Source organism: Pseudomonas sp. LB3P14, assembly GCF_054898045.1.
The window spans coordinates 967,028-990,264 of record NZ_CM142714.1 but is presented as its reverse complement, the minus strand read 5'-3'; the positions used below and the strand labels follow the sequence as shown (position 1 = coordinate 990,264).

Annotated in this window: 18 protein-coding genes and 3 pseudogenes; 13 read left to right on the top strand and 8 right to left on the bottom strand. The window is 57.8% G+C overall.

Annotation, left to right across the window (positions count from 1 at the left end; all coding sequences use genetic code 11):
* Positions 1-164: 164 nt before the first annotated feature.
* Positions 165-362: pseudogene (locus tag ACYZT5_RS04710) on the top strand (Lrp/AsnC ligand binding domain-containing protein); the annotation flags it as partial.
* Here the strand turns inward: ACYZT5_RS04710 and ACYZT5_RS04705 are convergent.
* On the bottom strand, positions 363-1,265 hold the full coding sequence (locus tag ACYZT5_RS04705) for a LysR family transcriptional regulator (RefSeq protein WP_462050018.1): 903 nt from the start codon (positions 1,263-1,265) through the stop codon (positions 363-365).
* A 200-nt stretch (positions 1,266-1,465) separates the two neighbouring features.
* Between ACYZT5_RS04705 and ACYZT5_RS04700 the strand changes: the two genes are divergently transcribed.
* The 5 genes and pseudogenes from ACYZT5_RS04700 (at position 1,466) to ACYZT5_RS04680 (ending at position 6,975) form a co-directional block, all read left to right on the top strand.
* Positions 1,466-2,746 (top strand): aspartate aminotransferase family protein, encoded by a 1,281-nt coding sequence (locus ACYZT5_RS04700; RefSeq protein ID WP_462050017.1) that lies wholly within the window; start codon positions 1,466-1,468, stop codon positions 2,744-2,746.
* Positions 2,743-4,782 carry a transketolase gene (gene tkt, locus ACYZT5_RS04695; protein WP_462050016.1) on the top strand — a complete coding sequence of 680 codons (2,040 nt, stop codon included), beginning with the start codon at positions 2,743-2,745 and terminating at the stop codon, positions 4,780-4,782. Before ACYZT5_RS04700 ends, tkt begins: the two co-directional genes overlap by 4 nt.
* A pseudogene (locus ACYZT5_RS04690) lies at positions 4,773-5,627 on the top strand (FGGY family carbohydrate kinase); the annotation flags it as partial. The gene tkt and the pseudogene ACYZT5_RS04690, both read left to right, overlap by 10 nt.
* Positions 5,596-6,255: pseudogene (locus tag ACYZT5_RS04685) on the top strand (glucose-6-phosphate isomerase); the annotation flags it as partial. The pseudogenes ACYZT5_RS04690 and ACYZT5_RS04685, both read left to right, overlap by 32 nt.
* 456 nt (positions 6,256-6,711) lie before the next feature.
* A complete protein-coding gene (locus tag ACYZT5_RS04680) occupies positions 6,712-6,975 on the top strand; it encodes a hypothetical protein (protein WP_462050015.1) in 264 nt (87 codons plus the stop codon).
* An 87-nt stretch (positions 6,976-7,062) separates the two neighbouring features.
* On the opposite strand, the gene ACYZT5_RS04675 is transcribed toward ACYZT5_RS04680, so the two are convergent.
* The 4 genes from ACYZT5_RS04675 to ACYZT5_RS04660 form a co-directional block, all read right to left on the bottom strand.
* Positions 7,063-8,649, bottom strand: a complete 1,587-nt coding sequence (locus ACYZT5_RS04675) for a GMC family oxidoreductase (RefSeq protein ID WP_462050014.1) — start codon at positions 8,647-8,649, stop codon at positions 7,063-7,065.
* 68 nt (positions 8,650-8,717) lie between these two features.
* Entirely contained in the window at positions 8,718-9,602 is an 885-nt protein-coding gene (locus tag ACYZT5_RS04670; protein WP_462050013.1) for a sugar phosphate isomerase/epimerase family protein, read from the bottom strand.
* Between the two features lie 166 nt (positions 9,603-9,768).
* Positions 9,769-10,776 (bottom strand): glycoside hydrolase family 3 N-terminal domain-containing protein, encoded by a 1,008-nt coding sequence (locus tag ACYZT5_RS04665; RefSeq protein WP_462050012.1) that lies wholly within the window; start codon positions 10,774-10,776, stop codon positions 9,769-9,771.
* Positions 10,777-10,778: 2 nt separating this feature from the next.
* Positions 10,779-11,813 (bottom strand): glycoside hydrolase family 3 N-terminal domain-containing protein, encoded by a 1,035-nt coding sequence (locus ACYZT5_RS04660; RefSeq protein ID WP_462050011.1) that lies wholly within the window; start codon positions 11,811-11,813, stop codon positions 10,779-10,781.
* 149 nt (positions 11,814-11,962) lie between these two features.
* Between ACYZT5_RS04660 and ACYZT5_RS04655 the strand changes: the two genes are divergently transcribed.
* Complete coding sequence (locus ACYZT5_RS04655; RefSeq protein WP_462050010.1) at positions 11,963-12,733, top strand: DeoR/GlpR family DNA-binding transcription regulator; 771 nt, start codon at positions 11,963-11,965, stop codon at positions 12,731-12,733.
* A 10-nt stretch (positions 12,734-12,743) separates the two neighbouring features.
* Here ACYZT5_RS04655 and ACYZT5_RS04650 read toward each other — a convergent pair whose 3' ends face one another.
* A complete protein-coding gene (locus ACYZT5_RS04650) occupies positions 12,744-13,913 on the bottom strand; it encodes a Gfo/Idh/MocA family protein (protein ID WP_462050009.1) in 1,170 nt (389 codons plus the stop codon).
* Between the two features lie 437 nt (positions 13,914-14,350).
* On the opposite strand from ACYZT5_RS04650, the gene ACYZT5_RS04645 reads away from it, so the two are divergent.
* The gene (locus ACYZT5_RS04645; protein ID WP_462050008.1) at positions 14,351-15,217 is read left to right on the top strand and encodes an XRE family transcriptional regulator; all 867 of its coding nucleotides are present in this window, start codon (positions 14,351-14,353) and stop codon (positions 15,215-15,217) included.
* Positions 15,218-15,245: 28 nt separating this feature from the next.
* On the opposite strand, the gene ACYZT5_RS04640 is transcribed toward ACYZT5_RS04645, so the two are convergent.
* Both ACYZT5_RS04640 and ACYZT5_RS04635 read right to left on the bottom strand, forming a co-directional pair.
* Positions 15,246-15,473: a twin-arginine translocase TatA/TatE family subunit gene (locus tag ACYZT5_RS04640; RefSeq protein WP_462050007.1), complete on the bottom strand. Its 228-nt coding sequence runs from the start codon at positions 15,471-15,473 to the stop codon at positions 15,246-15,248.
* 26 nt (positions 15,474-15,499) lie between these two features.
* Entirely contained in the window at positions 15,500-16,678 is a 1,179-nt protein-coding gene (locus tag ACYZT5_RS04635) for a thiamine pyrophosphate-dependent enzyme (protein WP_462050006.1), read from the bottom strand.
* Positions 16,679-17,273: 595 nt separating this feature from the next.
* On the opposite strand from ACYZT5_RS04635, the gene ACYZT5_RS04630 reads away from it, so the two are divergent.
* The 5 genes from ACYZT5_RS04630 (at position 17,274) to ACYZT5_RS04610 (ending at position 23,194) form a co-directional block, all read left to right on the top strand.
* Positions 17,274-18,437 carry an ABC transporter substrate-binding protein gene (locus tag ACYZT5_RS04630; protein WP_462050005.1) on the top strand — a complete coding sequence of 388 codons (1,164 nt, stop codon included), beginning with the start codon at positions 17,274-17,276 and terminating at the stop codon, positions 18,435-18,437.
* Between the two features lie 211 nt (positions 18,438-18,648).
* The gene (locus ACYZT5_RS04625; RefSeq protein WP_462050004.1) at positions 18,649-19,584 is read left to right on the top strand and encodes an ABC transporter permease; all 936 of its coding nucleotides are present in this window, start codon (positions 18,649-18,651) and stop codon (positions 19,582-19,584) included.
* 31 nt (positions 19,585-19,615) lie between these two features.
* Positions 19,616-20,407, top strand: a complete 792-nt coding sequence (locus ACYZT5_RS04620) for an ABC transporter permease (RefSeq protein ID WP_462050003.1) — start codon at positions 19,616-19,618, stop codon at positions 20,405-20,407.
* A gap of 5 nt (positions 20,408-20,412) precedes the next feature.
* Positions 20,413-21,492 (top strand): ABC transporter ATP-binding protein, encoded by a 1,080-nt coding sequence (locus ACYZT5_RS04615; RefSeq protein ID WP_462050002.1) that lies wholly within the window; start codon positions 20,413-20,415, stop codon positions 21,490-21,492.
* Between the two features lie 115 nt (positions 21,493-21,607).
* A complete protein-coding gene (locus tag ACYZT5_RS04610) occupies positions 21,608-23,194 on the top strand; it encodes a GMC family oxidoreductase (RefSeq protein WP_462052190.1) in 1,587 nt (528 codons plus the stop codon).
* The last annotated feature ends 43 nt before the right edge of the window (positions 23,195-23,237 follow it).

Here is a 23,237-nt window from a genome sequence, read left to right as displayed (position 1 = left end):
ATCGATCAATCCAAAGGTCTCATTAGGCAGCCACCTGCGGCGGCTCTTATAGCGCAGCAACAAAGGTAAGGCGCGGCCCGTTCGCCAGCGACCTCCCACGCTTCATAGCCAGAGAGTTTGCGATGGAATTGATCATGAAAACCGGCGCAGCCGCCGTACTGCGCCTTGAAGTGCTGACATGCCACAAGGTCACGGGCGAAGCGGACTACGTATTGACGGTGCTGGCGCGGGATCTGGATGACTACGGCGATTTCGTCGAGCACGTATTGCGCCGTCAGCCGGGTGTAGCCGACATCCAGTCGAGCCTGTCATTGCGGGAGGTCAAGTACGAAACACGGGTGCCATTGGATTCAGGGACGTGATTAAGGTTGTTTACCCTGCCCCATCGCAACCTCAACCGCCAACTCTGCAAAATTACGCGCAGCAACGCTCGGCTCACTGGGCAGCGCCACGCAAACGGTGCACTTGGGCATGTCCGTGATAATTGGGAATGAGAGTCCGGGGCGCGCGTAAAAACGCGCGGTCGAAGACGCCGTGATGCTGATACCGCGTTCCGAGGCCACCGCCTGCAATTCGCTCTCAACAGTGGAGGCTTCGTGCACGATGGGTGCGCTATTGCCGTTGCGGTACAGATCGGCCGTCCAGTAACTGCGCCAAGCGCCGCTGCCGGGGGCGGCGACAATGGGGTCCTCGAGCAAGTCATAGATACTCACTGACTTTGCCCTGGCCAGCCGGTGAGTGCTGGGTAGGCACGCCACGCAATCCTCCTCGACCAAGGTAATCAGCTCAACATCGGAGAGGTCCAGCGGCGGCCTCAATACCGAGACATCCATCCCTTCGGCAATCCCGGCTTGCGGATCCGAGAAGTCGAACTCCTTGACCACCACATTGACCTGGGGAAAGCGCCTGGCGAATGAACTCAGTATTTGCGGCATCAGGTCAACGCCAGCACCGATAAGGAAACCTACCTTCAAGGAGCCACGCAAACCTATCGCGTGATCGCTGGCAGTCTGGGCCATCTGGGTGAGTTTCTTGAGTATGTCTTTTGCCTGAGGGAGCAGCGCCTGCCCAGCTTCGGTAAGGGCCACCTTGCGGGTATTGCGGTCGAATAGGGGGACGTCAAGCAGCCCTTCGAGATGACGAACAGTTTGCGACAGCGCTGGCTGGGAAACATGCAAGCGTGTCGCGGCCCTCACGAAGCTCAACTCTTCGCCCACCATCACAAACGCCCGCAACTGACGAATATCCAACCCCGTAATCGACATCTTGCCCCCTCCAGTCTCGCCTTGCGAATGTTCGCCAGATCATGCCACGACTTATAAGCCCAGCCAAATAATCACACTGGAATCGGTCTTTCTATTGCCCATGCCCTGCGCGCTAGTATCGATTCAACTCGATGCAGGCGAGTTCTCCACAATAACTGCACATCCACAAACACTGCCCCCCAAGAAAAGAGATAAAGCAGATGAATGACGTGATGAAATCCGCAAGCACCCTTTGCGCTCAAACCGGCAAGATCAATTTGGTCAAGGCTCGCGGTTCTCTGGTATGGGACGATCAAGGCAAGGAATACATCGACTGCACCGCGCAGGCGTGGTCCAACAACCTGGGGGCCAACGACCCTCGCGTGGTAGAGGCGGCTATCGCCCAACTGCGGGAGATGACCCATATCCGGCCCAACTTCGGTTCAGCGGCCCATACCCGTCTGGTGGCCAAATTGCGGGAAGTTTCCCCCGCGTCGCTCAATCAGATGGGCTTTGCGCTGCACGGCAGCCTGGGCGGCGAAATGGCCATGAAGCTGGCCTTTAAAAATCGCCCGGGCGCTCAAAATCTTATCGTGTTGCAGGACGGCTACCACGGCCGCTCCCTGGCGACCCTCGGCGCCAGTTGGCCGCACCCGAACAACCCATTCCTGCCCATTCAGCCGCGCTTTACCCGCGTGCCGCATCCCAACCCTTACCGCACTCGGATGGGCATGGACCCGGAAGCGGAATCGCAACTGTGCCTCGGCCTGCTGGAAGAGACCATCTTGAAAGGTGTCGACGGAGGCGTTGCCGCGGTGATGATGGAGCCCATCCAGGGCAACGGCGGGCATATCGAATTCCCGCGCTCTTACTACAAGGGTGTGCGCGAACTTTGCGACCGCCTCGGCGTGCTGCTGATTTTCGATGAAGTGCAAACCGGTTTCGGCCGAATGGGCACCATGTGGGCGGCCGATTACTACGACGTGGTGCCCGACATCATCGTGTTTGGCAAAGGCGTCGGCGGCGGCTTTCCACTGGCGGGTATTCTCGCTGACGATAAGCTGAAGTGGTTCGACGAGGGCGAAGAAGCGCTGACCTTCGGGCACTTCCCCGTGTCGCTGGCAGCCGGTTATGCGACCGTCGAAGCGATCGTGGCCGATAATCTGTGTGAGAAGGCTCGCCTGTCCGGCGAGTACGTGACCGAACGCCTGCTGGATATGCAGAAACGTCACCCGCTGATTGGTGACGTGCGCTGCCCGGGCCTCATGGCTTCGATCGAATTGGTGAAGGATCGGGTCACCAAGGAGCCGGCCTGCCGCGAATCCCAAGAGGTGTACCGTCTGGGCGTGGAACGTGGCGTGTTGTTTGGCGAAAGCCGCTATGCCGGCCTGGGCAACCTGATCAAGGTCAAGCCACCGCTGGATATCGAACGTCCGCTGCTGGAAAAAGCGCTCGATATCCTGGACGAAGTCATCGGTTCAATTGAGCAGGACCGGACATGACGGTGGGGACTCCAGGGCGCCGCACGCTGGCCAACGCCATCCGTGCGCTGAGCATGGACGCGGTACAGCAAGCCGGGTCCGGCCACCCGGGCGCGCCCATGGGTATGGCTGACATTGCCGAAGTACTTTGGAACGGCCATCTGAAACACAACCCGAGCAACCCCGGCTGGCCCGACCGCGACCGTTTCCTACTGTCTAACGGACACGGCTCGATGCTGCTCTACAGCCTGTTGCACCTGACCGGCTACGATCTGCCGATCGAGGAGCTACAGCGCTTCCGCCAGCTGCATTCCCGCACGCCAGGACATCCGGAACACGGCTATACGCCGGGTGTGGAAACCACCACCGGACCGCTCGGTCAGGGGCTGGCCAATGCCGTCGGCATGGCTCTGGCGGAGCGGACGCTGGCGGCTCAGTTCAACCGTCCCGGACATCAAATCGTCAACCATCGAACCTACGCCTTCGTCGGCGACGGCTGCCTGATGGAAGGTATTTCCCATGAGGTCTGCTCGCTGGCCGGTACCCTCGGCCTCGGTAAGTTGATTGTGGTCTACGACGACAATGGCATTTCCATCGATGGTGAGGTCAAGGACTGGTTCAGCGACGATACACCGGCTCGCTTTCGTGCTTATGGCTGGCGGGTGATCGAGGCGGTCGACGGCCACGATGGCGCGGCCATCGAGGCCGCTCTGGAACAGGCCAAGGCCGATTCAAGCCGGCCGTGCCTGATCTGCTGCAAGACCACCATCGGCTTTGGCGCGCCGAACAAAGCGGGTAGCCACGACAGCCATGGCGCGCCGCTGGGCGTCGAGGAAGTCGCCGCTGCCCGCAGGGCTCTGGATTGGCCGCATGCTCCGTTCGAGATACCGCAATCGATCGCCACTGCCTGGGATGGACGCGCGCGCGGGGCAGCGTTAGAGCAGGACTGGCAGCAGCGTTTTGACAACTATGCGCATGCCTACCCGGAGCTGGCCGTAGAGCTGAAACGGCGATTGGCAGGTGAGCTCCCGCAGGATTGGAGCAGGTTGCGCAACGCGCTCATCGCCGATAGCCAAAAGATGGTGCGGACGCAGGCAACGCGCAAAAGCTCGCAACAGATGCTCGAAAGACTAGGCCCATTACTGCCGGAACTGTTGGGTGGCTCAGCGGACCTTGCACCCTCGAACCTGACCCAATGGTCCGGGTCACGCGCGGTATCTGCCGAGAAGCCCGACGGCAACTATATCCACTACGGTGTCCGTGAGTTCGGCATGAGCGCGATACTGAACGGGCTGGTGCTGCACGGTGGGTTTATTCCCTACGGCGGCACTTTCCTGATGTTCATGGAATACGCTCGCAATGCTGTCCGCATGGCGGCGTTGATGAAAGCCCGCTCGATTTTTGTCTACACCCACGACTCCATTGGCTTGGGCGAGGATGGTCCGACCCATCAGCCTGTTGAACAGCTGGCCAGCCTGCGCCAGACGCCGAACCTGGAAACCTGGCGGCCCTGTGACGAAACGGAAACCGCCGTGGCCTGGTGCGCAGCGATCGAGCGCCGGGACGGACCGTCGGCACTGGTGCTGTCGCGGCAGAATCTGCCGGCCGTTGCGCGCAATGATGGGCAGGTGCGGGCCATCGAACGGGGTGGCTATAGCGTACTCGACTGCCAAGGCACCCCCGAGTTGATTCTGTTGGCTTGCGGCTCAGAAGTAGCGCTGGCGCTGCAAGCCGCGCAGGTCCTGAGCAAGGCAGGCAAGACTGTACGCGTAGTGTCGATGCCCTGCATCGAACGTTTCGAGCAGCAGGACATAGCCTATCGTGACGCCGTGCTGCCGCCGCAGGTACGGGCCCGCGTCGCAGTCGAGATGGCGCGTCCGGAAAGCTGGCACCGCTATGTCGGTCTCGATGGGGCGGTGCTGGCGATGGAAACCTTTGGTGAGTCGGCACCAGCAGAGGATCTGTTTCGCCATTTCGGATTCACGGTGGAGCGCCTGGTTGAAACAGCAGAAGCCGTACTGCTCCGAGCAACGGGGAGGAAATCGTCATGTATCTAGGAGTGGATTGCGGTACCCAAGGCACCAAGGTGGTGATTCTCGATCCGGAGCGAGGGCGGATTCGCGGTGAAGGCTACGCGCCACACGAGCTGATCAGCACCGCAGGCGGGCGACGCGAGCAGCCGCCAGAATGGTGGACCGGAGCTTTCCAGGTGGCCTGGCGGCAGGCATTGGCACAGTCGGGCATCAACAGTTTATCGATTCGTGCGATTGGGATTTCCGGCCAGCAGCACGGCTTGGTCGTGCTTGACAAGGCTGGCCAGGTAATCCGACCGGCCAAGCTCTGGTGTGACACCGAAACCGCGCCGCAGAATGCCGAGCTGCTCGCCCGGCTCGGTGGCGAGGACGGCTCCATCGACCAGCTCGGACTGGTAGTGGCTACCGGTTATACGCTATCCAAATTGCTCTGGCTCAAGCAACACGAGCCAGAGTCCTTTTCCCGGATCGCCCATATCCTGTTGCCGCATGATTACCTGAACTACTGGCTGACCGGCGAAATGGCCGCCGAGTACGGCGATGCCTCGGGAACAGGGTATTTCGATATCCGCACCCGCCAATGGGCTCCAGAGGTACTGGCGTTGATCGCGCCCGACGGCTGCTTGGCGCGAGCGCTACCGCCCTTGCTCAAGGCTGAACAACCGGTCGGGCTTGTCAGGCCGCAAGTCGCCCGACAGCTCGGTCTAAGCGACTCGGTGCTGGTTTCCAGCGGCGGCGGAGACAACATGATGGGCGCCATCGGCACAGGCAATATCCGCGACGGCAGGGTGACCATGGGTCTTGGGACATCCGGGACTCTGTATGCGTATTCGGCACAGCCACGCGATCCTGCCGTACGACCATTACCTGCGCAACATCACCAAGCACTTGCAACAGCTGGACATGGAATCCAACGGCAAGAGCGTGCGCCAGGACGGCACTCCGGTGTCCACCGACACGGGCCCTGTGATCTGGGGTGGCGTCGGCTGCAACGGTCAGCACGCTTATCACCAGCTGCTGCACCAGGGCACTCAACTGATCCCGGCCGACTTCATCGTGCCGATCGTCAGCTTCAACCCGGTGGCCGACCACCACCAGTGGCTGTACGCCAACTGCCTGTCCCAAAGCCAGGCGCTGATGCTGGGCAAGACCCTTGCCGAGGCCGAAGCCGAGTTGCGCGACAAAGGCATGAGCGAAGAAGACGTGCAGAAACTCGCGTCACACAAGGTGATCCCGGGCAACCGTCCGAGCAATACGTTGGTGGTCGAACGCATCAGCCCGCGTCGTCTCGGCGCCTTGGTGGCGATGTACGAACACAAAGTCTTCGTGCAAAGCGTGGTCTGGGGCATCAACGCCTTCGACCAGTGGGGCGTGGATCTGGGCAAGGAACTCGGCAAGGGCGTCTACAACCGTCTGACCGGCAGCGACGAAGAGCCGGCCGACGATGCCTCGACCCAAGGTCTGATCAACTACTTCCGCGGTCGTCACCGCGGGTGATGGTTTGCGGGATACGCCCCTTCCCTAAGCAACCGATCAAGTACTCGTCCGAACTGATGGATTCAATCATGGACTTAAAAGTACTGGATGGTGCTGGATTTCAGTGCGTTCCGCAGAAACGAAAAAAGCGACCCGAAGGTCGCTTTTTTCGAGAGCTCATGAGCTTCAGTTGAAATTCATAAGTCAAATTTTGGAGCGGGAAACGAGACTCGCATCTAGCGTTCGACCCATTGAAATCTAGAGGGTTTCTTTTCTTCCCGAACGGGTTCAAGAGAAAAAAAGAGCAATTCCAAGGCAATCTATTGGGTTCTGCTCCTAGCCATTTGAATATGCCAGAGGTGCAACAAGTGACTTTTTTTCGAGACATGTAAATCATATGAACACATTGACGCAGAGCCGTCGGGTGACTGAGCGGAACATAGACGAGGGCGTGACGAACTCCGGGGAAGTCGTGGCATGGAGATTGCTCCTGACCAGGAAAGAGGCGCCAATCAGCCTCTACTTGAGCAGAAACGACCCAAAGGCGTACATGCCATGCACAGCGTGTTTTATGCGACAGCTCATCTGACCAGAGTCCGTGTACTGCCTGTTGACTCAATGGATAAACCCATTGAAACGAAGCCTTCCACAATCGAACTTCAAGCGAAAATTTGCAGCGGGATTTTGCTGTTGGCGTTGAGTACTTCCTGCACGCTGTGGTTGATCGGCAGTTACGCCTGAACCAAAAAAGCGCGGCAGCAACAGGTTACGCACCTGTTACTGCCACGCCTTGATAAAACGATGTGGAATGTTTACCTGAGTGTCGACCTATTGGCCGCTTCTGATCATGTCGGCAGCCCTTTCGCCAATCATGATGCACACCGAATTAGGGTTCCCTGAAATCAGGGTGGGCATGATCGATGCGTCGGCAACGCGCAGCCCTTCGATGCCATGCACCTTTAGATCCGGAGCAACAACCGATTGCTCATCCACACCCATGCGGCAGGTGCCGGAAGGATGCAGGGCCGCGTGGGCCTCTTCGTGACAGAACTTCTTCATGGCCTCTCGAGACGTGACCGCTGCGTCCGGCACATGGCGCCCGGCGAGGTAGGGTTTGAAAGCGGCCTGGGACATGATCTCCTCACCCACCAGGCAACCATCCACCAGGCTTTCAATGTCATAAGGATCGGAGAAGTAGTTGGGCACGATGCGCGGAGGCGACATCGGGTCTGCTGAATAGAGCTCAACATATCCTCTGGATCGAGGCCGGATCTGGCCCAGGTTCAAGGTGCAGCCATTGCCCCCCGGAACAGAGTCGACGCCCTCTTCAATGCCCGCGCCAACGACCATGAAATACTGGATATCGGGATTGGTTGCAGCCTTGTCTCCCCACCAGAAAGCGCCGCCTTCAATCAGGTTTGACGCCGCCGGGCCTTGTCTGAACAGGGCGTACTGCAAACCCGCCATCATTTTCCAATGCAACTTCTTGTACTTGTCGTAGCTGTGTGGCCCCGTCAGTTCATAAACCAGCGACACCTCAATATGGTCCTGAAGGTTTTGACCCACGCCGGGTAAATCCTTGATCACTTTGATGCCATGCTTTTCAAGCTGCGCGGCAGGACCAATACCCGACAACATCAACAATCGGGGTGAGTTAATGGCGCCGGCCGATAAAACGATCTCTTTTTCGGCATGCATGATGTGGCGCGCACCGTTCTCGATGTATTCGACGCCAATGGCTTTGGTGCCTTGGGTCAAAATACGGATCACGCGACAACCGGTCTTCACCATCAGGTTCTTGCGCGACTTGGCGGGCGCAAGGTAGGCGACTGCCGCACTGCTGCGAAAACCATTTTTAGCGGTGATTTGATACAGCCCGCAGCCTTCAGGTTTGCCGGAGTTGAAATCCTCGTTGTACGGCAAGCCGTACTGCTGGCAAGCGCGCAGCCACACTTTGGTCAGTGGGTGGATGTTGATGGGGTCAGAAACACCCAACGGTCCGCCGACGCCATGAACGTCGTTACAGAAGCGCTCGTTATCCTCGGCTTTTTTGAAGTAAGGCAATACGTCCTTATAAGACCAGCCCGTTGCCCCTTGCTCGACCCAACCGTCGTAGTCGGCGGGTACGCCGCGTATGTAAATCATCGCATTGACCGAACTCCCGCCACCCAGCACGCTGGCCTGAACCATGGTAGGCGTTTCGGTGCGGCGTTGACCTTCGGTGGGCTCCCACGCATACCGCTTGAGCAGCGGACCTTGCGCCGTTTTGTAGTAGGCGCCGGGAATATGAATGTAGGGGTTGCGGTCACGAGGCCCCTCTTCGAAAAGAACCACGGACGTCGAAGCATCTTCGCTGAGTCTCGATGCCACCGTGCAGCCTGTCGAGCCGCCTCCGATTACGATGAAATCCACCATGACGACTTAAGACCTTTTATGAGGTGCACATTGTAAGAACGGGGTTTTAAATCCGGGTGAGCGGCGCTTTATCGTCCAACAAGTCTGGTTAAAAGCGCCTTCAGATCTTTCGCGACCTCATAACTGTTTTGTTGCTGCTGTTTTTTACAAAACAACTCACAGCTCCACCATCCGTCGTAACCGGTAGCCTTTACCGCGGCCGTCCACTCGGCAAGGTTCAATATGCCGCTGCCCGTCGGTATATCCCGGAGTATTTCTTCATTGGGAATACCGCCTTCAAAAGGCAGCGAGTCACACACATGCACGCCATAGATAACGTCTTTGTTCATGCGCGCGATGTCTTCGGGCTTAACGCCGGACGTAAAGCAATGCCAGTAATCGATCACCATTTTGACGTTGTCGCGTTCGGTGCGATCAATCAGCTGAAGTTGGTGCTCCAGCGTATTCAATGGCGTCCATGACAATGCTTCAAGGTAAAGCAGAACGTCGTATTGCTTTGCCAAGTCTGCAAGCGTCGCCAGATTCCTGGCAGTCAACGCATATTGTTCAGACTCGCCCAGCCCCAACAAACCGCTGTAATGAGCGCTCGTGCCGTGCATCTGGAAGTCGATCACAGCCTGAACGTTGATGGGCCCGGTGAGCACTTGAACACCCTTGGCGCCGGCAAGGTTGGCTAGTTGAAAAAGCCGTTCCGCTTCTTTCAGCAAATCATCGCGTTCGGCGCCCTGGCGTTCGATATCCCTCAGGTAACCGATCCCTGTGACGGGGATATCCTTCAGCAACGCTTTCAGTTCCGGTTCGGAATAACCGGCCTGCAACCAGGCTTCGAGTTTGCCGCTGTAGATCTCCAACGCATCGAAACCGACAGTCTTTGCAATGTCGATGTCCATCGCCAGCGTCGAATATTTTGCGACTGTGGAATGCAGGGCCAGGATGTTGTTTTGAGTGTTCATATAAAGCTCCTACCGTTGATTCCCAGTGTAGAGGGATAGGGGGGCCGGTAGTTATTTCGCACTCGCAGGAAATGCGGCGCAACCTGACGCAGTTGCTGCGTCAGGTTTCGACAATTTGCTACATCGCGGATAAGTCCACACCGACCTTGTAGGAGCCGGCTTGCTCCTACAGGCGATTGGCCAACGCAGAGACGGCCATCGCAGCAGCGTCCAGCCGCTCCAGCGGTAAGATTCCCTGAGCGACAGCCACCGTGATTGCGCGAACAATCTGCGGTATCGAGGGCATTGCCTTTGCGGAAATCAGCAATAGATCCGCCCCTGCATTCAGTGCCGCAACCGTCACCTCACCGAGCGATGAGTTTCCGATCGTTGAGCGGTGGTCCAGGTCAATGGTCATGACCAATCCCTTGAACCCCAGCTCCTGTCGCAGCAAACCGATCAGTTCAGGCGAAACGGAGGCCGCAACGGTCGGCTCGCAGGCAGCAAAAATTGCCGGCCCCATCATCACCGCGTCTGCCCCGGCGTCCACCCCGGCCTGAAACGCAGGCCAGTAGGCGCGCAGCTGATCCATTGATTCGGTGACCACCGCCTCCTCAATCGACGGTTGGCGCAGCAACACCGGATGTCCGGGGAAATGCTTCAGCGTGCTCGCCATCCCGGCACGTCGCACACCACGAACATAGGCGCCGACCATGGCGGCGGCTCGGTCTACATCATCGGAGAGTGTGCGACCCTGCAGCCAGACATTGGTGCCACCTACCACATCGGCTGTCGGCGACAGGAGCAGATTCACACCGGCGTTTCGCACCGCTGTTGCGACCTGAAAGCACGCCTCTTCAAGCTCGACAACACCCATGGCTCGGGCCAGTTCGGGTTCAGGAAGCGCAGGCGCTATTCCTTGCAAACGGTGAACAGCGGAGATGTCAGCATCGGCCGCAAGCAGCAGCGGCCCGCCCAGTTCTTTTGCCGTGCCGGTGAACCGTTGCCACTTTTCCAGCGTTTCCGATTGCAGGCGGCTCGCGCTCATTTTACCGCTGACATACTCCTGCGCAGTCTCGCCGAATAGCAGGCTGCGCCCTCCACTGCCGAGAAATCTGCGCACGTCATCATTCATGTCCAGATCGAGCAAAACCGGAAACAGGACGCTGAATGCCTTGCTTTCAATTGAGTTCATGATCAATCCCGGCTTGAGTTGTGCTCGTCATTATTGGCCGCTGCCAGTTCGCGAACCCTGGAAGCAGCGCCCAATAGAATCTGTCGGTCCAGAACGCCTTCGTGAACAGCCGCGACAATGGATTCGGCGATGGCATCAAGGCCCGACTCACTGGACACGAGCAACAGATGCGCGCCGGCCGCCAGCGAAGCGACTGCGGTGTCCGTGATGGAGTTGCCCCTGAGAATGGAAACCGCATCAAGGTCATCCGAAATGATCAAGCCTTCGAATCCGAGGGTGTCACGCAGAACCCCGATGACTTTGGACGAAGTTGAAGCCGAGTGATCAGGGTCGATGGCAGGAAAAACGGCAGGCCCTGGCATCACCGCTTTCACGCCGGTAGCGATGACTTCCTTGAACACTTCGAGGTTGACATGCAGCAACTCCAGCGGCCCGGGAACCGTGGCTTCAGCGATTGCCGGATCCTGCTCGGTGACGTAGTGACCGGGAAAGTGTTTAGCGGTTGCAATGACGCCAGCGCGTTGAACCCCGCGGATAAAGGCACAGGACACCCGACTGACTTCAACGGGGTCGGCGCCCAAATGCCGGTTGTGCAGCCATGGGTTCGCGCCGGTGACCACATCAACGATCGGTGCCAGAAACAGATTAACGCCCAGGCCTCGCGCCACGTTGGCCATCTCAAAGCAGCGTTGCTCAATATCTTGTGAACTGAGGTCCTTGAGCTGTTCTCTCGATGCGACTGCCGGGACCAATTGGTGAAGGCGTTCGATACCGCCAAGTTCCTGATCCACCGCGATCAGCACCGGCGCACCAGTCAATGACGCGGCTTCCCGAGCGATATTGACAAAATCGGCCTGCGATTCGGCGCCCTTGCGCGCCCGGCTCATGTCCCTGCCTACATACTCAGCCCGGGTTTCACCCAGCAAAATAGACACGCCGCCACGGCTCAAATAACGACGGACATTGTCGTCCAGGTGCAAATCCCCGAACGCGGGAAGCAGGACCGAATACGCAGCTCTGTGCAGTTCGCTTGACATCGCTTTTCCTCAACACCGTGATTTTGAGCAGAACGCTCAACTTTATTGACGCATGACGGGGTGCCACGCATGATACGATCAATTTCGAGCACAATATAAACGCCACATGCTCGCTTGTGCTCAATCTACACAAGGAATGAATTAAGTCAATGCTCACTCATGAAGCTTTCCCCGGCGAACGGCAGAACCTGATCGCGCAACGGCTGGCGACACATGGCAGGGTTCTGGCGGGGGATCTCGCTCAGGAATTCAACGTTTCCGAGCACTCGATCCGGCGCGATCTAGCGGCGCTGGCGGAAGCGGGAATCTGCAAGCGCGTGTACGGCGGCGCTATTTCAGTGGCCCCTGCGCGAGTTGATCATGACGCGCAAAATCAACAGGCAGACCGCAAGAACTCACTAGGGCTGGCGGCTGCGGCACTGATAAAATCCGGCCAACACATTTTTATCGATGGAGGCACCACCAACGCCTCTATTTCGAGCGTAATCGATCACGATCTTGCAATATCAATCACCACCAACTCGCCGGCGATTGCACTGGAACTGGAAAAGTTGCCATTGGCCGATGTGATCTTGCTGGGAGGCCGTCTGCACAAGGCGACCGGCAGCACCGTCGGCCTGACGGCCATTCAGCAGTTGTCGAATTTCAATTTCGACCTGTGCTTTTTGGGCGCCTGTGCGATTGACGCCATCAAAGGCGTGACGGCTTTCGACATGGATGATGCGGAATTCAAGCGCACCGTTGTTTCTCGTAGCGGGCAGATTGTGGTCGCCGCGACCAACGAAAAGCTGTCGAGCATCGCGCATTACCAGGTCGCGTCCTGCGAGGAGTTGGGTGTGCTGGTGGTGGAACGAGACGCCCCCGCTGAACGGCTCGGCCCGATTCAGGCAAAGGTCTCAAATATTGTGGTCGCGTCTTGAACCACTGGATTTACTGATCTGGAAAAGGCACCCAGGCACGCCGTCGGCTGGACTCGACACACGCCTGGGACAACAGCACTCCGCGCACGCCCTCGTGAATATCCGGTAACGGGACGGTGGTCGCCGTGCGCCAGCCCGTTCCGGCATCGAGTGCTTCGGCGAAATCGGCATAGAGAACAGCAAGCGCCTCCAGATACCCTTCTGTATTACCTGCCGGCAAACTGGTGAAACTCAACGTCTGAGCCGCGTTGTCACTCTGGCCGCGGCGGTAGATGCGGTCGGCGCCATCGATGGGCGTAAACAGCAGCGTTTCCGGTGATTCCTGACACCATTCGATTGAAGCCTTGCTGCCGACGATCTTGAAACGCAATCCGTTGCGATGACCGGGCGCTGCGAAACTGGCCCATAACAATCCATCTACCCCGCCCTGGAATTCAAGTTGCACCACACAGGTGTCGTCCAATCCCCAGCCGGGTACGACCGTGCTCAACTTGGCATTCAGATTCGTGCAGCGCCGCCCGGACAGGAACTCAAGCATGTTGAAGGCGTGTGTCCCGACATCGCCCAACGCGCCGGTCGGGCCGGCCTTTTCAGGGTCGCCACGCCACGCGAGGCTCTTGCTCAATCCGTCCACGCCTGCCGCCAACCATTCCAGCAGGTACTCGACATACATGAAGCGGACTTCACCCAGTTCCCCGGCCTGAATGCGGCTACGAGCATCCCTGACCATGGGATAGCCTTGATAGGTGTACGTCACTGCGAAAAAAGTATTGTGCCGGTCGGCAATACTCGCCAACTCGTGGGCTTCTTGCAGAGTATTGACCAACGGCTTGTCGCAAATAACCGGGATCCCCGCCCGCAGAAATAGCTGGCACGGTTCAAAATGCAAGTGATTGGGCGTGACGATGACGACTGCATCAATCGGGTCTGGCCGACGCGACTCGGCAACTGCCATGTCCTCGAATGACAGGTAAATCCGGTCTTGCTCGAGGTTGAATGCCGCCCCGGCCTCACGGCATTTTTCCGCGTCCGAAGAGAAGGCGCCGGCGACAATATCGAAGCGATTGCACAGGCGCATGGCGGCACGGTGATAACTGGCGAAATAAGCGCCCTGCCCTCCACCCACCATGCCGACCTTGAAACGTCTTTGCCCTGGAATGTCGCCTGTTAACCTTGCCATAGCTGAAATGCTCCCCTGAATGGCGCGTACACAAATGCGCCAAGTGGAGTATTACGGGTGAACCTTCTTTTCTCCATTTCGCACCACACCGATACATGACGCGTACTGAAGCACCGAAACGAATAAACGATGCTCTGGCAATGGGTAAAGGGAACCTCGAATATGATGTTACCCGGCAAAGCCAATATGTTACCTGCTGGGGCGGCGAGTAACCTTTGGTGGCTGGAGCTAGACTGATAGACGCCGGTTGCTGCCAGTAATCGAACATTCGCACACGGCATGGAACATGCTTGGAATTAAATACAATATGATCAAGTGTTTACGTCGGCATAAGGTACTTGAAGGTTATTCAAGAATAACTGGCATATAACCTCGCCGTTCAAACTCGCTTAGCGAAATCGAGATAAAAAATGCCCCGCCCAGGAGATCCCGTCACCATGCCATTAACTGCTGCCACCTCGCACCCCGAGCGACAACAGGTTCGCAGTGACTTGCAGGCTAATGTGCAAAAAAACCTGAGTACGCTGGTTGAGTCCTGCCGATCGGTTGCAGACATGTGCCGCAAAGTCGACGTCAATCGCCAGCAGTTCAACAAGTACCTGGTGGGCCAGCACGTTCCTTCACAGAAGATTCTTCAGAAGATCGGTCGTTACTTCATGATGGAGGCCGAAGATCTTTTTCGGCCGCCCGCCGAGTTCAAGAAATTTTATGAAGGGTATGAAAACGAATTACCGACAGACTTGCGCGCCTCGGCGCAATTCAATCACTTCCTGCCGTTGGCAAAGCAGTCGGCTGATTTGCTCGAAGACTATCTGGGCGTCTATTACCGCTACCACAATTCATCGATCTACAAGAGCAGAATCCTGCGCTCGGTCACGTGCCTGTATCGAGCCGATTCGATGGTCCAGTACGTCACGGTAGAGCGCTTCCCTTTGCTGGATGGCAGCGGCAAGATTGGCTACTCGTTCACCTATCACGGTTTTTGCCTGCTCCTTGGGGACCGCTTGTTCCTGGTGGACTTTGAAGGCAAGCAACGTAACGAGATGACGTTTTCGATACTGACCCCGCAGCATCGCCGCCCCATCCGCTTCCTCTATGGATTGGTCACTGGTGTGGCGTCGTCCTCATTCCGCCAGCCCTTCTCTACCCGCATGGCACTGGGGCTCGTGGACAAAGGCAAGATCCGCAAACACCATCTGCGCAATGCAACCGCCGTGCTGCCCAGCGATCAATCCTTGCCGCTGGAAGTGCGCGAATACATGACCGGCGACAACGCCACTATCGTGTGGGGCGGTCAGGACTGAGGCGGTTGAAAGACCGCCTCGTCAATGTTCAGACCTTGTGAGAGTGCCTGTCGATGATCGGCGGCGCCTCAACTGCCGTGCTCGTCTGCCGAGCGGGTGAGTGTTCGGCGTCTTTGTCATCGTCATTCATGGCTTTGCGAAAACCTTTGATGGATTCGCCGACATCGGTGCCCAGGTTCTTCAGTTTCTTGGTGCCAAAGACCAGCACAACCACCACCAGAATAACGTTCCAGTGTTTCCAGTCCAAAATACCCATAGCGTGATTCCTCTCAGACGATTTGATTAATTCCCTCGCGAACCGCGTGCAGTAATGACCTCTACCAACGACGGCCCTTTGCTGTTCAGCGCCTTGATAAACGTTGGATTGAGTTGCGAAGCATGTTCGACCCGCCACGCATCAAGACCAAAATTTCGGGCAATGCCGGCAAAGTCGGGTGAGTAGGGTTTGCCGTCCGGCAGGTTGAATTCACCGGCGCGGTGCTGCTCGACCAACGGGGTTTGCACATCGCTCAATGACACATACCCGCTGTTGTTAAACACCAGGAACACCACGGGAATGCTGTGCATCACGCACACCGCCATCTCCTGCATCGATTGCAAGAAATCCCCATCCCCCACGGCACACACTACCTGGCGCGCCGGCATGGCGAGCTTCGCACCAATAGCCGCTGGCACCGCCCAACCGAGCGTGCCGACACTGGCGGCGCAGGGACTTCTGGATTGATAGACGGGGAACATCGCTTTGACCAAGGCCTGGAGACTCCCCGCACCGACCACCAGAATCGCATCCCTTTCCAGGACCGAGCGTAATTCGGCCAAGGGTCTCTGAACCGTCAAAGGCGGGACGTCACTGGCGCTGTTTTCGATCAAGTGCGGCATTCGATCGTCACGCAAGGCGACTATTTTCAACCGGGGATCTGGCCGTTGCACTTCGCTGGTCGCCCGCAAAGTGGCGGGCGCCAGGCTGACTTCAATAGAGGCATTCTGAACCGCGGCCGGAATATCCAGACAGACCGGACCGACGCGACCACTAAACATCGTATCGAAGGACTGACGCAGGGCGTCCGGCAACTGTTCAATCGACGAAACCCGCACATGCTCTTTCGTGATCCCGGTGGCCGCAGATTCAGGCCAAAAACCGTCGGATTCGGTGTCGCCGCCACTGAGCACCAGCATGGCCGATGAGTCCGCCAACGCGGCCGCGATTCCGCCCAAGGCCTTTGAAATACCCAATGAAACCGGAAGCAGAACAGCCATGGGCCGACCGCAGGCACGAAAATAGCCGTCGGCAAGATGGACTGCGCTTTGCTCCTGTATGACTTGAATGAACGGGATATCGGTGCCGGCCGTCAGTAATGCTTCCGCCAGGGCCCACGTGCCGTCACCCGGCATGCCGGCCACATAACCGACACCGTTCGCTTTCAGCGCTTTCGCAACAATCTGGCCACCAGTGATTTTCACAGGACACTCCAATCAAACAGGCACAGGCGTCAGGGCGAATGCACCTCGCCCCGTCTCAGGACCGCCACTGGAGTATTCGCCCGGAGCAGGCGCGGCTCAATTTCGCACCCCTCGCAAAAGAGACGCACGTTGACGCAGGTGATCCCCGCCCATCACCCGCTCAATGGGAACTATCGTTATGGAGAGCGTGTTGCGCCGATTAGGTCACTTTGATGCGTCAGAGTGCGTCGCTTTTATAGGCGCTGCGAAATTGAGTGCTCTGCCCGCCAGGCCAATACTCGATCCATGAAAACAACAAGCCGAGCCTATCAAGCGCCGGGCGCGCCGCTTCAAGTCTTTACCTTGCAACCCGAGGAAAGCGGCGCAGCCCAGCCAAGGAGGAGTCAATCGGAACAGTGGAGGCCAAGTGCGCAATGTTCTCTCGACAGGCATTTCAGCACCGCCAACCTCCCCAGCTCATGGAAACAATGCTGGCCATAACACTGCCGATCTACATGACTGCATACAAAAGGATGTGCCCGGCAAAACCAGCCGAGCCAGAGCCATTGCAAGTCGCTAATCGTTTTCACACAACCACCCTAGGCAGGAACTCGAAATGAAAAAAGAAATAGAGACGGGTTATGGATTGACCGGCATTGACCTGGATTCGATTAGCTTGAAACGGCGTACGTTTTTGCTAGGGGCTGCCGCATCTGCCGCAGGGTTGTACATGGGATCTTTCATGCCCAGCGCATTTGCTGCCGCCGCAGGCGGTCACCTGGAGATTCTTGGCTGGGAAGGTGAAACCGGTGACGCGGAGTTGGCCGAATGGCGCAAGCAGCGCGGCATCACTGTCCGGTCCAGCTATGCCAGCAACCAGGACGACATCACCGCCCGGTTGGCCGGCTCAGATCCCGTGCAGCTTGACTTGACCATGTATGCGTTGGGCTACGAGACCATCTATCAGGAAATGGGCCTGCTCAAGGCGATCGATACCTCGAAGGTCCCCAACTACTCGGCCGAAAATACCGTTCCACTGTTCTACAAAGGCAGCCGTTGGTACTGGGATGGTAAGCAGTGGGGCGTCCCGCTGCTGTGGGGCATGAACACCATTGTCTACAACCCGAAGAACGTCAAAAAACCTGCTGAATACAAAGACCTTCTAGACCCGAAACTGAAGGGCAAACTGACCTTCGTCGATGACGGCACGTCGAACTGGTCACTCATCGCTATTATTGCCGGCTATGGCGACAAGTTCCCCAACCTGACCCGTGCCGAGTTCGACGACGCCTTCGAAAAACTAAAACCCTATCGTGATCAATGCCGAGTCTTTGCAGCCTCTTCGGGAGACGCTGTTTCCTTGCTGGTGTCGGGCGAAGTGGACGCGGTGTTTTCAGCCTCAGCCAACACGCCTAGCGAGACCAAGAAGCGCGGCGTAGAAACGGCTCTGTCGGTTCCCAAAGAAGGCGCGGCCCTCTGGTGCGATGCCTTGTTTATCCCGAAAACGGCAAAAGATGTACCGCTGGCGCTGGAGTTCATCAACAAGACGCTCGAGGCTGAAACGCAGGCCAAGATGGCAACCACCATGTTCTCTGGTGTGGTCAACACCAAAGCGGTGCCGCTGCTCCCTGCCGACCTGAGAAGCACCTTCGACTACGCGAACCTGGATAGTTTTTTCGAGAAATCAAAACTCTACGGCCAGCCGCCCCTGAGTTCCGACAAGTATGTGACCTATGCTGAATGGATCGATCAGTGGGCGAACTTCAAAGGCTCATTCTAGAGCCATCGGTATTCCGGCGTATTGAAAGGCCTGTTTGAGGGGACTGTACTGGAGGGTGCGTGTTTGCGAGCACGCGCACCTCTGCTCGATGGTGGCGATGGAACGGCCTGTCGATGCCGTTCGTACCGCTCAGAGAGAGCACACGTCACAACGTGCATGCACTCACCAAGGCGCCCTCGTTATCGAAACAAAAAGCAAAGGCACAATAATCATGAACGTAGTCAACAACAGCGAGCCCATCCTCCTTGATGACAGGGATTCGAAGGCCGGTAAACACGTGAAAATCGACAAGAAAACCCTGAGTGGGTATTTGCTCGCGTCGCCCCCGTTGTTCTTTCTGGTGGTGTTCTTTCTGATTCCATCGGCGCTGCTGCTGGTCGCCAGTTTCTGGATCGCCAAGACCTTCAGCATGGAGCCCGCCGCAACGCTTGCCAACTATGCGAAGGCCCTGAGTGCCAGCGGGTTCTATGACTCGTTGTGGATCGCCCTGCAAAACGGTTTCTGGACCGCCGTGCTGTCAACAGTCATCAGCGCCCCGGTCGCCTATTACATTGTTTATCGGACGCGCTCCAACGCCGTGCTGTACCTGGCCTTGATCTCGTGGTTCTCCAGCTATCTGGTGCGGGTCTACGCGTGGCGTTCGATCCTGGGCACCAACGGCGTGATCAACTCCACACTGCTGCACCTCGGGCTGATCGATCAACCCCTGGACTGGCTGGTCTTCAGCAAGTTTTCGGTGGTGTTGACCCTGGTCCACATCATGCTGCCCTTCACCCTTCTGCTGCTGGTGTCGGGCTTGCGCGATATCAAGAAGGATTACCTGGAAGCCGCCGCGGATCTGGGCGCCAGCGGTACCACAATCTTGTGGCGAGTGATCATGCCGATGGCGCACAAGAGCATCGTCAGCTCGTTCATGTTCACGTTCGTCCTCGCGGCCAGCGACTACGTCACCCCCCAGATGCTGGGCGGTAGAGACGCCATGACCACTGGCCTGGTGATCGCCAACCAGTTCCGCTCTGTCGGTAACTGGCCGCTGGGGGCGGCGATGGCCTACCTGCTGCTGATTGTCTTCATGCTGGTGTATGTGCTGTTGCTGGGTGTGTTGCGGGCTGCCAACCTGGCGCCCGGTAAACGTTATCACGACTGAACACCGCCAATAAAAATGCAAGGTGACCGCCATGATCAGACTATTCACTTACGTTTACATGCTCTTTCTTTACGCGCCCATCGCGATCATCGCGTTGTTCAGCTTTCATTCGTCAGCCTCGCTGTCGTTCCCGTTCGAAGGCTTCTCCACCCAATGGTATGAGGCGCTGTTCAGCAGTTCGGACTTCATGACAGCATTGACCAACAGTGCGATCGTCGCCGCGGGTTCGGCCATTCTCACCACCGTGCTGGGCACGTTCTCGGCACTGGCGCTGATGCGCATGAAAGGTCGGGTCAAATCTGTCTTTGCCTTCATGAACTTCGCGCCTATCGCCTTGCCCGGATTATTTCTGGGAATCGCGCTGGTGATTTTCTTCTCGGTGATCGGCCTGCCCCGCTCGCTGCTGACCGTGGTCATCGGCCATACGCTGTTCACCTTTCCGTTTTTCGTCGAGTCCGTGCGTTCACGCCTGGAGTACTTCGATCTGTCGTTCGAAGAGGCGGCGCGTGACCTTGGCGCGTCACCGCTGAAAGCGTTCTGGCTGGTGACGCTGCCGATCATCGGCCCGACGATTGCCGGTGCCGCGATCCTGGCGGTAGCGCTTTCCATGGACGAATTCCTGATCACCGTGTTCGTCACCGGCAGCGATACCACGTTGCCTCTCATGATTCTTTCGATGATGCGCCGCGCCGTCAGCCCAACCATCAATGCCGCCTCGGTATTCATGCTGGTCGTGACCATCGCCATCATTGTCATCGCCGGCCTGGTCATGACCCTGCGCCGTCGCCGCCTCGAACTTGAACGTGCTGAAACTGCAGAGTAATCGCCATGACCAACAGTATTGAACTGACCGGAATATCCAAGAGCTACGGCAACCTGACCGCCCTTGGCAAAGTCGACCTGACCGTCAAGCGCAACGAAATCCTGACCTTGCTGGGCCCAAGTGGCTGCGGCAAAACCACATTGATGCGCATCATCGCGGGCTTCGAGGAACCCACCACCGGCAAAGTCGTGATCGATGGCAAGGACTCCACGTCCCTGGCGCCCGAACACCGCCCGGTCAACATGGTTTTCCAGAAATACGCGCTGTTCCCTCACCTTGATGTCTTCGACAACGTGGCTTTCGGGCTGCGCCTGAAGAAGAAACCTAAAGACGAGATCAAGCGTGAAGTGACCAAGGCACTGGAGCTGGTCCAGTTGGAAGGCTTCAAGAATCGCTGGATCTCCGAACTCAGTGGCGGGCAAGCGCAACGCGTCGCGCTGGCCCGGGCGCTGGTGAATCGCCCCGCTGTGCTGTTGCTCGACGAACCGCTGGCGGCGCTGGACCTGAAGATCCGCCACCACATGCTCAACGAAATCAAACGCATCCACGAAGAGACATCGACCACCTTCGTTTATGTCACCCATGACCAGGACGAAGCGATGATTCTGTCCGACCGTGTGGTGCTGCTGAACAAGGGTGGCATCGAGCAAATCGGTGGACCGCAAGAGATGTATTGGTCGCCGCGTACGTTGTTCGCCGCGAAGTTTTTTGGCGACACCAATATCGTCAACGGCACGTACGGATTGGGCGACACCAGCAGCGGTTATGTTGATCTGCCGTTCGGCCGCTACGCGCACACCGCCAAAAACAGCCTGGGTGCAGGACCGGTGAATGTGTCGATCCGCCCCGAAACCATCGGCCTTGAGCCCGCCCAAGGCGCGACGCTGGCCAATGGTGCATTTGCCGGGAAAGTGAGAGACACGTCGTTCATCGGCAATCGGGTGATTTACCGGGTGGCGGTTGCCGGCGGCACCATCGACCTCAAATGCCAGCAACTGCCCACCCCTGGCAGCCTTACGCTGCCGCCCGGATCGGATGTGGCGCTCACCTGCAAACCCGACAGCTTTGTGGTGATACCGGCTTAAACAACAGCCCTTGCCGGGTTCGGCACGGGGTTTATCAGCAACTTCAGCGCTGGATCATCAGCTCTTCCACAAGAGCATGATCCGGCGTTTTTTTTGACCAGGGCGGTACATGACAGTGGTCGACTATATCGTGGTCGGGGGTGGGTCAGCCGGTTGCGTCATTGCGGCACGTCTCAGCGAAAATACACAGGCTTCGGTGGTTCTCCTCGAAGAGGGGCCAAGAGACACTCACCCGTTTATTCATCTCCCGGTCGGTTTCTACAAGACCAGTCAGGGCAATCTGGTCGAACGTTACCCTTGGGAGCCGCCGGCGGACTATATCGGCGCCGCCAACCCAACCATGGTGCAGGCGCGGGTACTCGGCGGCGGGAGTTCGGTCAACGCAATGGTTTACCTGCGCGGGCAACCGGCCGATTACGACAGCTGGGCGGCTGCTGGTGCTCAGGGTTGGGCCTACAAGGATGTACTGCCCTTCTTCAAGAAGTGCGAAACCAACGATCGATTCAGCAACGACGCTCACGGTACCGATGGCCCGCTTGGCGTCAGCGATCAACGTTATACCCACCCTTTGACCAAGCTCTGGTTACAAGCCTGTCAACAAGCGGGGCTGGCCTATAACGCCGACTTCAATTCCGGAATGCAGGACGGCTGCGGGCTTTATCAAATCAACACCAGAAACGGCCTGAGATCGAGCACCTCGGTTGCCTACCTGAAGCCTGCGCGCAAGCGACCCAATCTGACGGTTAAAACCAACTGCCGGGTTTTGCGAATCCTGATCGAAAATGGACGCGCAACGGGCGTGGAATACCTGGAAAAAAAACAGCGTCGAGTGCTCAGGGTCGAACGCGAAATCATCGTCAGCGCCGGTGCGATCAACACGCCTAAACTGCTGATGCTGTCGGGCATTGGTCCAGCCAGTCACCTGCGCGAGAAAGGCGTCAATGTCATGCATGACCTGCCTGGCGTCGGGCAGAATCTGCAGGATCACATCGAAGTTTCCTTGATCAATGAACTGCGTCGTCCATTAAGCTATGACAAGTACAAAAAACCGCACTGGAAACTCGCTGCCGGGTTGCAGTACGCCTTGTTTCGAGAAGGACCGGTGACCTCAAACGTGGTCGAAGGTGGCGCGTTCTGGCGTACGTCGGTGGCTGAGAACCGTGCGGACGCTCAGTACTGCTTCATGGCCGGTGCAGGTGTAGAAGCTGGCGTAGGTTCCGTCCCCGGTGGCAACGGCTGCACCTTGAACGTGTGCCAGACCCGCCCGCGCTCGACCGGTGCAGTGCAACTTCGCAGCGCAGACCCGATGGACTTTCCGTCCATTGAACCCAACTACCTGACCGATCCGTTCGATGTGGAGTGCATGGTGCAAGCGACCGAGTTCGGTCGACACATCATGTCCCAGAGTGCGATGGCCGGGCATATTCTGCGCGAGCACGTACCCGCCGAGCCGTTGCGCACCCGCAGCGATTATCTGAAGTTCGTGCGTCAACAGGCGCACGCTGCGCTGCACCCGGTAGGCACCTGCAAAATGGGCGCGGACGAGATGGCTGTGGTGGACAACGAGCTGCGGGTACACGGGATCGAAGGCCTGCGAGTCGCCGACAATTCCATCGCCCCGAGTTTGTGTTCCAGCAATACCAACGCGCTGGCGATCATGATCGGCGAGAAAGCGGCTGATCACATTCAGCGCGCTCGTTAGTCTGAGGCCTGTAAAGCCCACTGTAGGAGCAAGCTTGCTCGCT

Coding starts and splice junctions, on each gene's coding strand:
- ACYZT5_RS04705 (WP_462050018.1), bottom strand. CDS start 1,265: ATGTCGATTACGGGGTTGGATATTCGTCAGTTGCGGGCGTTTGTGATG.
- ACYZT5_RS04700 (WP_462050017.1), top strand. CDS start 1,466: ATGAATGACGTGATGAAATCCGCAAGCACCCTTTGCGCTCAAACCGGC.
- tkt (WP_462050016.1), top strand. CDS start 2,743: ATGACGGTGGGGACTCCAGGGCGCCGCACGCTGGCCAACGCCATCCGT.
- ACYZT5_RS04680 (WP_462050015.1), top strand. CDS start 6,712: ATGGAGATTGCTCCTGACCAGGAAAGAGGCGCCAATCAGCCTCTACTT.
- ACYZT5_RS04675 (WP_462050014.1), bottom strand. CDS start 8,649: ATGGTGGATTTCATCGTAATCGGAGGCGGCTCGACAGGCTGCACGGTG.
- ACYZT5_RS04670 (WP_462050013.1), bottom strand. CDS start 9,602: ATGAACACTCAAAACAACATCCTGGCCCTGCATTCCACAGTCGCAAAA.
- ACYZT5_RS04665 (WP_462050012.1), bottom strand. CDS start 10,776: ATGAACTCAATTGAAAGCAAGGCATTCAGCGTCCTGTTTCCGGTTTTG.
- ACYZT5_RS04660 (WP_462050011.1), bottom strand. CDS start 11,813: ATGTCAAGCGAACTGCACAGAGCTGCGTATTCGGTCCTGCTTCCCGCG.
- ACYZT5_RS04655 (WP_462050010.1), top strand. CDS start 11,963: ATGCTCACTCATGAAGCTTTCCCCGGCGAACGGCAGAACCTGATCGCG.
- ACYZT5_RS04650 (WP_462050009.1), bottom strand. CDS start 13,913: ATGGCAAGGTTAACAGGCGACATTCCAGGGCAAAGACGTTTCAAGGTC.
- ACYZT5_RS04645 (WP_462050008.1), top strand. CDS start 14,351: ATGCCATTAACTGCTGCCACCTCGCACCCCGAGCGACAACAGGTTCGC.
- ACYZT5_RS04640 (WP_462050007.1), bottom strand. CDS start 15,473: ATGGGTATTTTGGACTGGAAACACTGGAACGTTATTCTGGTGGTGGTT.
- ACYZT5_RS04630 (WP_462050005.1), top strand. CDS start 17,274: ATGAAAAAAGAAATAGAGACGGGTTATGGATTGACCGGCATTGACCTG.
- ACYZT5_RS04625 (WP_462050004.1), top strand. CDS start 18,649: ATGAACGTAGTCAACAACAGCGAGCCCATCCTCCTTGATGACAGGGAT.
- ACYZT5_RS04620 (WP_462050003.1), top strand. CDS start 19,616: ATGATCAGACTATTCACTTACGTTTACATGCTCTTTCTTTACGCGCCC.
- ACYZT5_RS04615 (WP_462050002.1), top strand. CDS start 20,413: ATGACCAACAGTATTGAACTGACCGGAATATCCAAGAGCTACGGCAAC.